Origin of the sequence: Luteococcus sp., assembly GCF_043424415.1 — a bacterium.
Classification (GTDB): domain Bacteria; phylum Actinomycetota; class Actinomycetes; order Propionibacteriales; family Propionibacteriaceae; genus Luteococcus.
Map to the genome: position 1 here is coordinate 1 of NZ_JBHWOO010000258.1, position 14518 is coordinate 14518.

Annotated in this window: 11 protein-coding genes; 9 read left to right on the forward strand and 2 right to left on the reverse strand. The window is 68.8% G+C overall.

The features are described 5' to 3' along the window. Positions 1–150: 150 nt before the first annotated feature. On the forward strand, positions 151–492 hold the full coding sequence (locus ACHFFZ_RS14785) for a bifunctional 3-phenylpropionate/cinnamic acid dioxygenase ferredoxin subunit (protein ID WP_394277362.1): 342 nt from the start codon (positions 151–153) through the stop codon (positions 490–492). A 28-nt stretch (positions 493–520) separates the two neighbouring features. On the opposite strand, the gene ACHFFZ_RS14790 is transcribed toward ACHFFZ_RS14785, so the two are convergent. Beyond that, a complete protein-coding gene (locus ACHFFZ_RS14790; protein ID WP_394277363.1) occupies positions 521–1336 on the reverse strand; it encodes an SDR family NAD(P)-dependent oxidoreductase in 816 nt (271 codons plus the stop codon). 70 nt (positions 1337–1406) lie between these two features. Continuing rightward, on the reverse strand, positions 1407–2093 hold the full coding sequence (locus ACHFFZ_RS14795; protein ID WP_394277364.1) for a TetR/AcrR family transcriptional regulator: 687 nt from the start codon (positions 2091–2093) through the stop codon (positions 1407–1409). Positions 2094–2289: 196 nt separating this feature from the next. Between ACHFFZ_RS14795 and ACHFFZ_RS14800 the strand changes: the two genes are divergently transcribed. The 8 genes from ACHFFZ_RS14800 to ACHFFZ_RS14835 all read left to right on the forward strand — a co-directional run bounded on the left by ACHFFZ_RS14800 (position 2290) and on the right by ACHFFZ_RS14835 (position 14444). Further along, positions 2290–3087: a Rieske 2Fe-2S domain-containing protein gene (locus tag ACHFFZ_RS14800; protein WP_394277365.1), complete on the forward strand. Its 798-nt coding sequence runs from the start codon at positions 2290–2292 to the stop codon at positions 3085–3087. Then, complete coding sequence (locus ACHFFZ_RS14805; RefSeq protein WP_394277366.1) at positions 3084–3752, forward strand: aromatic-ring-hydroxylating dioxygenase subunit beta; 669 nt, start codon at positions 3084–3086, stop codon at positions 3750–3752. The genes ACHFFZ_RS14800 and ACHFFZ_RS14805 overlap by 4 nt, the downstream gene beginning before the upstream one ends. A gap of 43 nt (positions 3753–3795) precedes the next feature. Then, positions 3796–4917, forward strand: a complete 1122-nt coding sequence (locus ACHFFZ_RS14810) for a VOC family protein (protein WP_394277367.1) — start codon at positions 3796–3798, stop codon at positions 4915–4917. After that, positions 4914–5642 (forward strand): putative quinol monooxygenase, encoded by a 729-nt coding sequence (locus tag ACHFFZ_RS14815; protein WP_394277368.1) that lies wholly within the window; start codon positions 4914–4916, stop codon positions 5640–5642. Before ACHFFZ_RS14810 ends, ACHFFZ_RS14815 begins: the two co-directional genes overlap by 4 nt. A 91-nt stretch (positions 5643–5733) precedes the next feature. After that, positions 5734–6087 carry a non-heme iron oxygenase ferredoxin subunit gene (locus ACHFFZ_RS14820; RefSeq protein WP_394277369.1) on the forward strand — a complete coding sequence of 118 codons (354 nt, stop codon included), beginning with the start codon at positions 5734–5736 and terminating at the stop codon, positions 6085–6087. Then, complete coding sequence (locus tag ACHFFZ_RS14825) at positions 6087–7286, forward strand: NAD(P)/FAD-dependent oxidoreductase (RefSeq protein ID WP_394277370.1); 1200 nt, start codon at positions 6087–6089, stop codon at positions 7284–7286. Before ACHFFZ_RS14820 ends, ACHFFZ_RS14825 begins: the two co-directional genes overlap by 1 nt. Positions 7287–7483: 197 nt before the next feature. Further along, positions 7484–13243 (forward strand): pullulanase-type alpha-1,6-glucosidase, encoded by a 5760-nt coding sequence (pulA, locus tag ACHFFZ_RS14830; RefSeq protein ID WP_394277371.1) that lies wholly within the window; start codon positions 7484–7486, stop codon positions 13241–13243. A 376-nt stretch (positions 13244–13619) separates the two neighbouring features. Then, entirely contained in the window at positions 13620–14444 is an 825-nt protein-coding gene (locus tag ACHFFZ_RS14835) for a C40 family peptidase (protein ID WP_394277372.1), read from the forward strand. Positions 14445–14518 lie beyond the last annotated feature (74 nt).

The window sequence follows — 14518 nt, forward strand, 5'->3', positions numbered from 1 at the left end:
AGTCCCATGCGACCATCACAGCACGCCCAAAGGGAGGGGGAAAGCAATCTGGCGCTGGGCGAACAAGCCTTGCGGAGTTGGCATGCCGCCTTGTCGGGGTGATGATGAGGCCATCACGCGCAGTGATGCACCCACCACCAGGAGGTTCCCATGCCCGAGGCCATCAAGGTCGCCGCCGTCGGCGAGATCGAGGACGAGAGCGCCATCGTCGTCGACGGCGCCACCAACGGCACCGGCGAGGACATCGCCGTCTTCTTCTCCGACGGCACCTACTACGCCATCGACGACACCTGCACCCACCAGGACGCCTCGCTCGCCGAGGGCTGGGTGGAGGGCGACGAGGTCGAGTGCCCCGTGCACGCCGCCCGCTTCAGCCTGTGCACCGGCGCGGCCCTGTGCCTGCCGGCCACCGTCGCGGTGAAGACCCACAAGGTCGAGTTGCGCGGCGACGAGGTCTGGCTGCACCCCGGAGTCCCGGCCGACAAGCAGTGAGGACGGCCGCGGCCCGGGGGCAATCGTCTCAGCGGGCCGCGAGCAGGTCGTCGGCCACCCGGCCGATCAGGCCCTTGCCATTGGCGACGTCCAGCACCGAGCCCGATGTGGTGATGCCGTAGCGGCGCGAGGCCAGCAGCACATAGGCGCCGGTGTAGTCAACGGGGTCAGGACAGCGGTGCAGCGCCGACTTGTCCGCCACCGCACGCGCGGAGGCCTCGGCGTCGGCGAAGACCGCCCCCTCCAGCCCCATCGATGCGGGCCCGCGCAGGTCGGTGACCATGCCCGCGGGCGCCACGCCGTTGACCCGCACGTCGGGGGCCAGCTCGTAGGCCAGCTGCTTCACCAGGCCCATGCCGGCGTGCTTCGAGGCGATGTAGAGGGGGCCGCCGCCGCCCGGGTAGAGCGCGGAATTCGACAGCGAGACCATGAAGGAGCCCTTGCTGGCCCGCAGCTCGTCGACCACCGCCTTCATGCCCAGCAGCGGCGCCTTCACGTTGAGGCGGAAGATGTCGTCGAAACCAACCTCGATCTGCTCGGGCGTCATGGCCTCGACGCCCCGGTTGGCATCCCACAAACCGGCATTGGCGATGAAGCAGTCCACCCGGCCAAAGGCGTCGACGGCGGCCGCGACCACCTCACGGTTGGCGTCGTAGGAGCCGGCATCGCCCTGCACGACGAGCACCCGCTCGTCGCACTGTTCGCGCAGCTGGGTGGCCTTGTCGGCGGAGAACTCCAGGACGGCGACGCGGGCGCCCTCCTCCAGCAGGGTGTCGACCAGGGCACGGCCCAGGCCCGATCCACCACCGGTGAGCACGACCACCTGCTCGTCAAGCCATCCCATCGAGAACTCCTTCGTCGCTCCTGCGGCCGGCACCGGCCACGTCGACGCTAGGACCGGCGCCGACCCGCCCTCAACCGCGCGTTCCGAGTGACGCAACGAGACGGTCGGCCCATCCCTCGCTGCCGAGGAAGAGCTCGGGCACCGGTTCGCCCACGCTCTGGCAGGCACCGGCCACCATCCGGTCCATGACGGCGGCAGACATCGCGGTGATGGACTCCTCGTCGCGGATGGTTCCCGCCACGCGGGAGAGCACGCAGCCCTCGACGGTGGCCAGCAGATAGTCGGCCAGCCGGTCGGGCAGGCCGGGCAGTTCCTCCAGCACGCGCGCCGGGATGTGCTCGAGCCAGGCGGCGGTGAGCTGACGCTGGGTGTGCACGCGCAGCTCGAGGATCTGCGCGGCGGTGTCCGAGCCGTGCATCTGCTGATCCATCATCAACTGCACGTTGAAGCGCCACAGACCGAAGCGCTCGGGTCGTTCGACGATGCGGTCCAGCACCGCCTTCACCGGATTGGTGCCGGTCTCGAGGTGCGCGACGGTGGATTCCACCTCCTCGCGGGCCTGGGCCACCATCGCGGCGAAGAGCGCGTCCTTGTCCTTGAAGTGCCAGTAGAAGGAGCCGGGGTGCACCCGGGCGCGCTGCTGGATCATCGCCAGCGTGGTGCCCTTGTACCCGCGCTCGAGCGCAATCGAACGAGCAGCCCCGATGATCCGCTCCCGGGTATCCGGCGGGCCCCCACCGTGCTGGTGCCTGTCCATGACCGTCCCTTCATGCCGCCTGATCCGGCTGCCCACCGCAGCCTCCCCATTGTGCCGCGCAAGGTCGCGCCCGCCCATTGTTCCTCCTGACGGAACGACCCCGTTGAGCACCCCCTCAAGTGCCGCCTACGGTGACATCACTCACAGTTGAGCACCTACTCAAGGAACCGCCGTCAGAGCTGACAAGGGAGTCCCCATGACCGACATCACCGATCTCGTCGACATCGAGAACGGCCGCCTGGCCGGCGACATGTTCACCGACGAGGACATCTACCAGCAGGAGCTCGAGAAGGTCTGGAAGCGCGCCTGGTGCTTCCTCGCCCACGACTCCCAGATCCCCTCCAAGGGAGACTTCTTCCAGACCTACATCGGCGAGGACCCGGTGATGGTCGTGCGCCAGAAGGACGGCAGTGTCAAGGCCTTCCTCAACCAGTGCCGCCACCGCGGCATGCGCATCTGCCGCGTCGACTCGGGCAAGGCCAAGGCCTTCACCTGCTCCTTCCACGGCTGGTCCTATGACCTCGACGGCAAGCTCAAGAACATCCCGCGCCAGGCCGACACCTACCCCGCCGACTTCGACAACGACCGCTACAACGCCGTCGCCGTGCCGCAGCTGGTCAACTACAAGGGCTTCTGGTTCGGCACCTGGGACAAGGACGCCCCCGACCGCGAGGAATACCTCGGCAGCGCCAAGTACGCCCTGGACGGCTACATCGACCGCTGGGACGAGGGCATGGAGGTGGTGAGCTTCAACCGCTGGGTGCTGCCCAACAACTGGAAGTTCATGGCCGAGCAGCCCACCAGCGACATGCAGCACTCCGAGATCACCCACGTCTCGGCCGCCACCGTGCTCAACAAGGCCTCCGATGCCACCGCCCGCACCCTGCGCGGCGAGAACCCCACCGGACGCCAGTTCTTCAGCGACTACGGCCACAGCCGCGGCTGCCGAACCCACCAACTGACCACGCCGACGACGTCGAGGAGCCAGACATGAGCAACAACAACCCGGACACGTCGATGCCCAACGGCATGGACCCCGAAGAGCTGAAGATCCACCAGTCCGCCGTCCGTCACACCGAGGTGGAGGGCTGGACGCCCGAACTGCCCGAGACCAACCGCGTCGCCGCCCTGCTGGACGGTGTCGACGCCGAGACCCAGCGCGCCATCGAGCACTTCCTCTACGAGGAGGTGCAGGTGCTCGACGACCTGGAGTGGGGCAAATGGCTCGACTTCCTGTCCGACGACCTCCTCTACTGGGCCCCGGTACAGGAGGAACGCTATGCCCGCGAACGCCGTGAGAACCGGATCAAGAAGTTCGGCACCTCGGTCTACTTCGAGGAGAACAAGATCCAGATGAAGCAGCGCGTCGACCGCCTGCTCACCAACATGGCCTGGGGCGAGGAGCTGCCGTCGCGGGCGCGCCACGTCATCAGCAACATCCGCGTCACCAAGGGGCTGCGCGAGGGCGAGTACATCGTGAAGTCGAACTTCTACGACTACCGCTCCAACGGCCAGCGTTACCACGACTCGGTGACCGGCGAGCGCACCGACATCATCGTCAAGGACGAGAACTCCACCTGGGGCTTCCTGGTCAAGGAGCGTTGCGTGCTGTTCGACATGGCGATGATCCTGAACAAGAACCTCAGCCTGTTCTACTGATCCCGTTCCAGCCGCAGACCCACACCCCGGGAGGGGAGAAGACGTGAAGATCACCACCCTTGTCAGCATCGGCGTCGTCGTCGCCGACCTCGAGAAGGCCGTCGAGAACTACGCACGACTGCTCGGCATCACCCAGTGGGCGGTGCACGAGCGCGGAGCCGGCCAGCTCTCCGAGATGGTCAGCCACGGGCGTCGCAGTGACGGCACCTACCGCTCGGCCTTCGGAGCCGCGCCCTTCGACCCCGAAGGCCCCGGCCCGATGGGGGCGCAGCCCCGGCCGACGCCCTTCGAGCTGGTGCAGCCCACTGGTGGCGAGAGCCCCTTCAACGAATTCCTCCTCTCCCGGGGTGAGGGCATCTGTTTCCTCACCGTCATCGCCGAGGACGACGAGCAGGCCATCGAGGCGCACCTGCGCAATGAGGGCATCGCGGTGGCCCACCGCCACGTCGTCGACGGCCGCACCCGCACCTTCCACGACACCCGGCGCCAGCTGGGCGGATTCCTGCTCGAGGTGCTCCCGGCCAGCAGCGATGCCCCCACCGGGCTCAATGCCACCGGTGGCGAGCAGCGCACCGTCGACGGCGCCGCCCTGCGCGGCACCGCGGACGACGAGCGCCCCCACGGCGCCATCCCGATGCAGGGCATCAACCACTTCGGTGTCATCGTCGACGACACCATGGAGGCCCTCGACTGGTACCACCGCGTGCTGGGCATCAAGAAGTTCGACATCAAGACCTGGCAGACCGGGTTCGGCCGTCTCGACAAGCCCTTCTACCGCGACCAGGATCCCGTCCAGCACGGCTACTTCACCGCCCAGGGATTCGCCGGCGACTTCGGCTTCGAGATCATCCAGTGCAAGTACGGCGACTCGCACTACAACCGTGAGTTCACCGACCAGCGCGGCCCCGGCATCCACCACATGTTCCCCTTCCTCACCACCGACGAGGGCCAGTGGGAGCAGGTGGCCGAGGACATGACTGCCCTGGGCTGCCCCGTCGTGATGGGCTCCGACCTGCGCGGCGGCGCCTCGGCCTACTGCTACTACGACACCTTCGAGCCGCTCTCGGGCTTCCTCGTCGAGGGCGTGTGGCGCCGCTTCCCCGCCAAGGACGAGTACATGGCGCCCGACTGGACCGTCGACTACTCCACGCTGGAACAGCGATGATCCGCGTCCTGCACGAGCTGCCCACGCTCGACGATCCCGAGCTCCTGCTGGCCGAACTGGCGCAGGTGCGCGACCTGGACGGCTGCGACTCGGCCGAGCTGTACCGCAGCCTGGCCGCCGGCGAGGACTCCCACGCCCTCACCATGACCTGGCGCGACGAGGACTCCCACGACGCCTTCTGGCAGCAGGTGCTGGGCGGCGAGTTCCCGGAGCTGTGGCGCCTGGTGGCCACCGGCGACTCGGTCGAGGGCGCAACCGAGTTCTACCGCTGCGAACGCTTCGCCCTGGTCGACGGCGCCTGGCGCCCCGAGGGGGCCGGGGAGCGCCGCGCGATCAGCTGGCCCGCCCGCGGCGAGGTCCGCGTCATCATCCAGAATGCGGTGCAGGCCACCGAGGCGATGTACGACAAGATCCGCGACGAGATCGCCGAGACCCGTCGCGAGCTGGGCTGCACCTCCTATGCCTGGCACGAGAACGTCGAACTGCCCGGGCACCTGCTGCTGCTCGAGGTGTGGTCGGGCCAGATGACCTATGACCAGCACTGGGCGCTGCGCCTGGCCACCGCCGACTTCCTCGGCGACAACCTGCGCACCCCGGCCGAGCCGCAGCGCGGCCCGGTGGCCCGTGAGTTCTACCGACGCCAGCGCTTCGCCCACCACTACGACCGCTGGATGCCGTGCGACGCGGCACAGGTGGCCACCACGATCGTCTGGCCCGCCAGCTGATCGCGCCATCCTTGCCCTGCCCCGAACCGGGGTCACACTGGAAGACTGGACACCCGGCACCGAGGCCGGGACACCGATGAAGGAGAGAACAATGCCCGAGCCGATCAAGGTCGCCACCGCAGGAGACATCGAGGACGAGGAGGCCATCGTCGTCGACGGCGAGACCAACGGCACGGGCGAGGACATCGCCGTCTTCTTCTCCGACGGCAAGTACTACGCGTTCAATGACATCTGCACCCACGAGTACGCCCAGCTGTCCGACGGGTGGATCGAGGGCGACGAGGTTGAGTGCCCGCTGCACTCGGCCAAGTTCAGCCTGTGCACCGGCGCCGCCCTGTGCCTGCCCGCCAGCAAGCCCGCCCGCACCCACAAGGTGGAGCTGCGCGGCGACGAGGTCTGGCTGTACCCGGGCACCCCGGTCGACGGCGCCGTGGTGGCCGACTGATGCGCGTCATCATCGTCGGTGGCGGCCTGGCCGGTTTCACCGTCGCGCAAGAACTGCGCAAGCTGGGCAGTGACGCGACGATCACGCTGGTTGACCCCCAAGGCCTGCCCTATGACCGCCCGCCGCTGAGCAAGGACTACCTGCGCGGCAGGGCGACGGCCGAGCAGCTGGCCTTCGTCGAGCAGTCCTGGTTCGACCAGAACTCCGTCGAACTGGTCACCGGGCGCGTCACGGAGGTGGACCCGACGAACCTGGGCGTCGTGCTCGAGGACGGTTCGCGGATCGAGGCCGACGAGGTGGTGCTGGCGATCGGTGGCCTGCCCCGTCGCCTGCCCGTGCCGGGCGGTGACCTGGACGGCATCTGCCACCTGCAGACCCGGGCCGAGGCCGATGCCCTGCGCGCGGAGCTGGTCGAGGGGCGTCGCGTCGGCATCATCGGCGCCGGCCTGATCGGTTCCGAGGTGGCCTCCACCGCGGTCGAGGCGGGCTGCGAGGTCACCCTGGTGAGCTCCTCGCCGCTGCCCTGCATCCCCTTGTGGGGAAGGCCGCTGGCCGAGCGGCTGCACCAGATGCACGCCGATGCCGGGATCACGGTCCTCACCGGTGTCCCGCACGCCGTGGAGCGCACCGTGGACGGCTTCCGCGTGGAGCTCTCCGGCGACCAGGTGCTCGAGGTGGAGACGCTGCTGGTCGCGATCGGCTCCGAGAACGAGGCGCCGCTGGCCGAGGCGGCCGGGGTGGCCGTCGACGGCGGCATCACGGTCGACGAGCGGCAGCAGACCTCCGTCCCGCACCTGTACGCGGTGGGTGACATCGCGCGCGTGGTGCGTGCCGACGGCTCCCTCGCGCCCGGCCACGGCCACTGGGAGCCGGCGATGCAGTCGGGCCAGCGCCTCGCGGCGGTGCTGGCCGGTGCGCCGGTGCCCGAGCCGGTGGCGCCGTGGATGTGGTCGGATCGTCACGGCGTGCACGCCGAGGCCGTCGGGAACCTGGCCGGCGGACAGCTGGTCTCGCGGGTGCTCGACGGGGTGGTGCAGGCCAGCTTCAACCTGGACATCACGGGCCGCATGGTGGGTGCTGCCTGCATCGACGGTGGCCAGACGGTGCGTGCCGCGCGCCGCATCATCGACCGCGGGATCGTCGTCGACGCCGAGCAGCTGGCCGATCCCTCGCTGCCGTTGAAGAAGTTGGCCAAGTAGCTTGTACTGGCCCGTCTGGGGGGTCGTCGGGCGGTTCAGGCGATGACCCCACCAGGCTTTCTGCACCAGGCGCAGAAGATCACCCCGACCCCACCTTCTGTTTTGTCAGACCTGACGATTAGTGTTTGTGGTCCGGGCGACGGTGCTCGGAACCGCGCAGTCCCCCACCTGCGCGGCCTGACACAGGAGTAGAACCCGTGGTGAAGACCCTTTGGCGTCGGACGAGTGCGCTGGCCGCAGCCGTCCTGGCGCTCACCGCCGGCCTGGGCGCGCAGCCGCCCAGGGCCCTGGCCGCAGAACGGACGGCCACGCTGGTCGGCAGCCTGCAGGACGAACTCGGCTGCGCCAAGGACTGGCAGCTGGACTGCGAGGCCACCGAACTGGAGCAGCAGCCGGGCAGCACCGTCCACCGCCGCATCCTGACGCTGCCCAAGGGCAGCCACGAGTACAAGATCGCCATCAACCACTCCTGGGACGAGTCCTATGGCGAGGGCGACGGCAATGCCAGGCTCGTGCTCGACGGCCCCGCCGAGGTGGAGGTGAGCTATGACGACCAGACCCACCAGGTGGGCCTGCGCCCCACGAAGCTGGCCGGCGCCGTCTCGGATGCCGACCGGGCACTGGCCAAGGACTCCCTGCGCGCGGCCACCACGAAGGAGAACTTCTACTTCCTGATGGCCGACCGCTTCGCCAACGGCAGCACCGCCAATGACACCGGCGGCATCTCCGGCGGGCGGATGGAGCACGGCTTCGACCCCACTGACAAGGGCTTCTACCACGGCGGCGACCTGAAGGGCGTCATCGGCAAGCTCGACTACATCAAGGGCCTGGGCACCACGGCCATCTGGCTGACGCCGTCCTTCAAGAACCGTCCGGTGCAGGGTGAGGGCGAGAATGCCTCGGCCGGCTACCACGGCTACTGGATCACCGACTTCACCCAGATCGACCCGCACCTGGGCACCAATGCCGACATGAAGGCGCTCATCGACCAGGCCCATGCCAAGGGGATGAAGGTCTACTTCGACATCATCACCAACCACACCGCCGACGTCATCGGCAACGAGCAGGGCACGTACGAGTACGTGAGCAAGGCGACGGCCCCCTACAAGGACGCCTCCGGCACCGTCTTCGACGACGCCGAGTACGCCGGGCGCGCCGACTTCCCTGCGCTGGATGCCGCCACCAGCTTCCCGCTCACCCCGACGGTCGCCGAGGCCGACGAGGACCTGAAGGTCCCGGCGTGGCTCAACGACCCGACGATGTACCACAACCGCGGCGACTCGACCTATGCCGGCGAGTCGGCCACCTACGGCGACTTCTCGGGCCTGGACGACCTGTTCACCGAGCGCCCCGAGGTGGTCAAGGGAATGACCGACATCTACTCCACCTGGGCAGACTTCGGCATCGACGGCTTCCGCATCGACACCGTCAAGCACGTCAACACGCCCTTCTGGAGCGAGTTCTCGCCCGCCGTCATGAAGGCCGCCCAGCAGGCCGGCACCAAGGACTTCTTCATGTTCGGCGAGGTCTACGACTCCGACCCGAAGTTCACCAGCACCTACACCACGCAGGGCAGGCTGCCCGCCACCCTCGACTTCGGTTTCCAGGGTGCGGCCGTCAATGCTGTGCAGGGCAAGGCCACCACGGGACTTCGTGACTTCTTCGCCAGCGACGACTGGTACACCGACACCGACTCGAATGCCTACCAGCTGCCCACCTTCCTGGGGAACCACGACATGGGCCGCATCGGCATGATGCTGGCCAAGGCCGGCTACTCCGGTGACGAGCTGCTGCGCCGCACCGAGCTGGCCAATTCCCTGATGTACCTGGTGCGCGGCAACCCGATCACCTACTACGGCGATGAGCAGGGCTTCATCGGCGCCGGCGGCGACAAGGACTCCCGCCAGGACATGTTCGCCTCGAGGACCGCGCAGTACCAGGCCGAGGAGCTGATCGGCGGCGGCACGATCGGCACCGGTGAGCACTTCTCCACCCAGGCCCCGCTCTACCGCCACATCAAGCAGCTCGCGACGCTGCGACAGGCGCATCCGGCACTGGTCGACGGCGCCCAGGTGCACCGCTTCGCCAGCTCCGGCGCCGGCATCTACGCCTTCAGCCGGATCGACCGCGCCACCGGCACCGAGTACGTCGTGGCCGTCAACAATGACTCGAAGCCGGCCTCGGCCAGCTTCCAGACCTACGGCAGCAATGTCGCCCACAAGCCCCTGCTGGGCACCAGCACCGTGCTGAAGTCGGGCCGCGACACCCGCGTCAGCGTCACGGTCCCGGCCCTGTCGGTGAGCGTCTGGAAGGCTGTCAAGCCCTTCGCCAGCCGCGACGCCGCCCCGGCCGTCCAGTTCAAGGCACCCACCGCCGGTGCCGTCGTCGGTGGCCGGACCGAGGTGGCCGCCTCGGTGCCCGAGAACACCTTCGCCCAGGTGAGCTTCGCCTGGCGTCCGGTCGGCACCCAGGACTTCCGCGCCCTGGGCACCGACGACAACGCCCCCTACCGGGTCTTCGCCGACACCTCCTCGCTGCCCAAGGGCCAGCTGGTGGAGTACCGCGCCGTCGTGAAGGACTCCTCGGGCAATGTCTCCGCCACCAGCACCTACGCGCAGGTGGGCACCCCGAAGAAGGCTGCCGACCCTGCCACCGGCGACGTCGGCCCCGTGACCCAGCCCGATGCCGTCTCGGTGCCGGGCAGCCACAACTCCGAGATGGGATGCTCCGAGGACTGGCAGCCTGCCTGTGAGCAGGCGCAGCTCACGCTCGACGCCAAGGACCAGGTGTGGAAGGGGACCTTCCAGGTGCCGGCCGCCGAGCACTCCTACAAGGCCGCGATCGACAAGGGCTGGGACGAGAACTACGGCGCCGGCGGTGCCGCAGGCGGCTCCAACCTCACCTACACCAGCCCCGGCACGGTCACCTTCTACTACGACCATGCCCGTCACTACGCCACCAGCGACGCCGAGGGCCCGATCATCACCGCGGCCGGTTCCTTCCAGGCCAAGCTCGGCTGCGCCGCCGACTGGTCCCCGGACTGCATGAGGCCGTGGCTCACCGATCCCGACGGCGACGGCACCTACACCTGGAGCTCGGCGGCCATCCCGGCCGGCAACTACGACTTCAAGATCGCCCACGGCCTGTCGTGGGACGAGAACTACGGTGACGGCGGCGCCAAGGACGGCAACAACATCACCATGGCCGTGCCCACCGACGGCACCGTCATGACGATCAGCTACGAGCTGGCGACGCACAAGACCACCGTCAGCGCCTCGAAGGCTGGTGCCGCCCCCGACCTGAAGGCCGCCAAGGCCATCTGGCTCGACCGCGACACCATCGCCTGGCCCGCCAGCTCCGTGCCCGCCGGCGTCGACCCGTCGACGCTCGACTGGCGCCTGCACTGGTCGCCCACCGGCGCCCTGGCCGTCGATGCCGAGACGCTCACCGGCGCCGACGCGCAGCAGGCCGAGCTCACCCTCGACCCGGCCGGCATCCCCGCCGAGCAGCTCGCGGCCCATCCCGAGCTGAAGGGCTACCTGGCCCTGCAGCTCGACCGTCGGGCCGTGCGCGAGGCCGGCAGGATCCTCACCGGGCAGGTGGCCGTCGCCCAGTACCACGACCTCGGCCAGGTGATGGATGCCACCGGGGTGCAGGTCCCCAAGGTGCTCGACGACCTGTACGCCGCCAAGGCCAAGGACAAGACGCTCGGCGCCACCTTCACCAGTGCCGGGATCAGCTTCCAGCTCTGGGCCCCCACGGCCCAGCAGGTGACCCTGCTGACCTGGCCGGCGGGTTCGCCCGACCAGGACGCGTCGAAGGCCACCCGCACCCGGATGACCAAGGATGCCTCGGGCACCTGGCAGGCCGTGACCAGCCGGAGCTTGGAGAACGTCCGCTACCTCTACGAGGTGAAGGTCTTCGCCCCGTCGGAGCAGAAGGTGGTCACCAACCTGGTGACCGATCCCTACTCGGTGGCGCTGACCCTGAACTCCACGCGCTCGGTGGCCGTCGACCTGTCCAGCAAGAAGTGGAAGCCGCAGCAGTGGACGAGCACGGCCTCGCCGAAGCTCGCCCAGAGCGTCGACTCGACCATCTACGAGCTGCACGTGCGCGACTTCTCGATCGGCGACCAGACGGTGCCGGCCGCCGACCGCGGCTCCTACAAGGCCTTCGCCAGCAGTGGCGATGGAACCAAGCACCTGCGCAGCCTCGCGAAGGCGGGCCTGAACACGGTGCACCTGCTGCCCACCTTCGACATCGCCACGATCGAGGAGGACGAGGCCAAGCAGGCCACGCCGCCCTGCAACCTGGACTCCTACCCGGCCGACTCGAAGGAGCAGCAGGCCTGCATGAAGAAGATCGCCGACGCCGACGGCTACAACTGGGGCTACGACCCGCTGCACTACCTGGCGCCGGAGGGCAGCTACGCCTCCACCGCCAGCGCGGCAGACGGCGGCCACCGCGTCGCCGAGTTCCGCACCATGGTGGGTGCCCTGCACGCCGACGGCTTGCGCGTGGTGCTCGACCAGGTCTACAACCACACCCCGGCGGCCGGGCAGGATGCCAAGAGCGTGCTCGACAAGGTGGTGCCCGGCTACTACCAGCGCCTGGACGCCAAGGGTGCGGTCCAGACCTCCACCTGCTGCCAGAACACCGCCACCGAGCACGCCATGATGGGCAAGCTGATGGTCGACTCCACCGTGCTGTGGGCCAAGGCCTACAAGGTCGACGGCTTCCGCTATGACCTGATGGGCCACCACTCGGTGCAGAACATGGCCGACGTCCGCGCCGCCCTCGACCGGCTGACGCTGGCCCGCGACGGGGTGGACGGCAAGGCCATCTACCTCTACGGCGAGGGCTGGAACTTCGGCGAGGTGGCCGACAATGCCCTGTTCACCCAGGCCAAGCAGGGCCAGCTGGGCGGGACCGACATCGGCACCTTCAACGACCGCCTGCGTGATGCCGTGCGCGGCGGTGGCCCCTTCGACGAGGACCCGCGCAAGCAGGGCTTCGGCTCCGGCGAGGCCACCGACCCCAATGGGGCTCCGATCAACGAGCAGGCCCCGGCGAGTCTGGCCCACGACACCGACCTGGTGGCGCTGGGCCTGGCAGGAAACCTGTCCGACTACGCACTGCGCACCAGCGAGGGCAAGGTCGTCAAGGGTTCCGAGGTGGACTACAACGGGGCCCCGGCCGGCTATGCCAGCCAGCCCGGTGAGGTCATCACCTATGTCGACGCGCACGACAACGAGACCCTGTGGGACTCGATCACCATGAAGATGCCGCCGACCACGTCGGTGGACGACCGGGTGCGGATGAACACCGTCAGCCTGTCGACCACGGCGCTGGCGCAGACGCCCTCCTTCTGGCACGCCGGTGCCGACCTGCTGCGCAGCAAGTCGCTGGACCGCAACTCCTACAACTCGGGTGACTGGTTCAACCGGCTCGACTGGACGGGCGCCGACAACGGCTTCGGCAAGGGCCTCCCGCCGGCTGCTGACAACGAGGCCAAGTACGGCTTCATGCAGCCCCTGCTGGCGGAGGCGAAGAACAAGCCCAGCCAGGCGCAGGTGCAGCAGGCCTCGGCACAGGCTGCCGACCTGTTGCGACTGCGCTTCTCGACGCCGCTGTTCCGCCTGGGCTCGGCCGAGCAGATCAAGGCCAAGGTCTCCTACCCGGTCCAGGGCACCGCGCAGATGCGTCAGGGCGTGCTGGTGCAGCGCATCGACGACACCGTCGGACGTGACGCCGATCCGGCGCTGAGGGGCCTGGTGGTGGTCTGGAACACCACGCCGAAGGCCGTCGTGCAGACGGTGCCGGGCGCGCAGGGCTACCAGTTGAGCCCGGTGCAGGCCAAGGGCAGCGACCCGGTGGTCAAGCAGGCGGCCTTCAATGCGAAGAGCTCCTCCTTCACCGTGCCGGCGCGCACCGTGGCGGTCTTCGTCCAGAAGTGACCCCTGACGGGCAGGGCCCGCGATCCATGCCACGAGGGGTACCCGTCATCGGGTGCCCCTCGTGGCCTTCCCGAACCGGCTGGCGCTACAGCTGATCCACAGGCTTTGCCAAGGACCCCTCAGCTTCGCTCACTTGAAATGAGCGATTCCATCACCCGGCAACACCCGGAAATGGCGTCGGGATCGCATTCCCACAAGGCATTTGGCCGACTGCCGGAAGCACGGGTGTTGGCCGGGTCGGACTTTTCGCTATTTGTGAGAATTTCTTAGAAACGTAGTGTCGGTCTCCGTCGCACCAGCGACAGCAACGGACACCGAAAGACCAACCCCACCGGGCGGGCTCTCCCACCCCAGGCCCCGCCAGCAAAGGAAGACCATGTCGAAGTTCCGCATCAGCACCAGCACCGCCGTCGCAGCCGTCGCCCTGGGAGGCGGCTCCCTGATGGCGACCGCTCCCTCCGCACAGGCCTTCGCGCCCAGCGGCAACGACGGCGGCAGCTCGCACAGCGCTCCGGCCAAGCCGGCCCCCGCTCAGCAGACCCGCACCGTCAAGGCCACCAAGGCACCCGACCGCTCCGGGCTCGTCTTCGGCAACCGCAGCGAGGCCATTCGCCAGCTGCAGGCCCAGCTCACCCGGGCTGGCTTCGAGGTTCCCCGCACGGGTTACTTCGGCACCATCACCCAGGGTGCCCTGGAGGACTTCCAGGCCTCCAAGGGCATCACCGTGACCGGCCGCGCGACCGCCCGCACCCTCGACGCCCTGGGTTCCAGCAGCGCCAGCACCGTGCGCGCCCTGGCCGCCACCAGCAGCGCCCGCAGCGTCACCTCCTCGGTGAACAGCTCGGCACCCAGCTCCTCCAGCGCCCAAGCCGCGGTCAACTTCGCCCACGCCCAGCTCGGCACCCCGTACTCCTACGGTGGCACCGGAAACGGCGGCTACGACTGCTCCGGCCTCACCCGGGCCGCCTGGCGCGCCGCGGGCGTGAGCATCCCGCGCACCAGCTACGCGCAGTGGGGTGGCCTGCAGAAGGTCTCCACCAGCAACCTGCAGCCCGGCGACCTGGTGATCTTCTACGGCGGCAGCCACATCGGCATCTACGTCGGCGACGGCGACGTCATCCACGCGCCCCGCCCCGGCAAGAGCGTCGAGAAGGTATCGATGAGCACCATGCCCGTCTCGGGGGCCGTGCGTCCCGCCTGACCCGGCGCGGCCACATGGCCGACAACACACCAAAGACCGGTTGTGGCCGGCTCCCTCGGGGGAGCCGGCAGAGC

What these genes read in the sequence shown, in the direction of transcription:
- ACHFFZ_RS14785 (WP_394277362.1), top strand. Translation starts at nt 151, where the DNA reads ATGCCCGAGGCCATCAAGGTCGCCGCCGTCGGCGAGATCGAGGACGAG.
- ACHFFZ_RS14790 (WP_394277363.1), bottom strand. Translation starts at nt 1,336, where the DNA reads ATGGGATGGCTTGACGAGCAGGTGGTCGTGCTCACCGGTGGTGGATCG.
- ACHFFZ_RS14795 (WP_394277364.1), bottom strand. Translation starts at nt 2,093, where the DNA reads ATGGACAGGCACCAGCACGGTGGGGGCCCGCCGGATACCCGGGAGCGG.
- ACHFFZ_RS14800 (WP_394277365.1), top strand. Translation starts at nt 2,290, where the DNA reads ATGACCGACATCACCGATCTCGTCGACATCGAGAACGGCCGCCTGGCC.
- ACHFFZ_RS14805 (WP_394277366.1), top strand. Translation starts at nt 3,084, where the DNA reads ATGAGCAACAACAACCCGGACACGTCGATGCCCAACGGCATGGACCCC.
- ACHFFZ_RS14815 (WP_394277368.1), top strand. Translation starts at nt 4,914, where the DNA reads ATGATCCGCGTCCTGCACGAGCTGCCCACGCTCGACGATCCCGAGCTC.
- ACHFFZ_RS14820 (WP_394277369.1), top strand. Translation starts at nt 5,734, where the DNA reads ATGCCCGAGCCGATCAAGGTCGCCACCGCAGGAGACATCGAGGACGAG.
- ACHFFZ_RS14825 (WP_394277370.1), top strand. Translation starts at nt 6,087, where the DNA reads ATGCGCGTCATCATCGTCGGTGGCGGCCTGGCCGGTTTCACCGTCGCG.
- ACHFFZ_RS14835 (WP_394277372.1), top strand. Translation starts at nt 13,620, where the DNA reads ATGTCGAAGTTCCGCATCAGCACCAGCACCGCCGTCGCAGCCGTCGCC.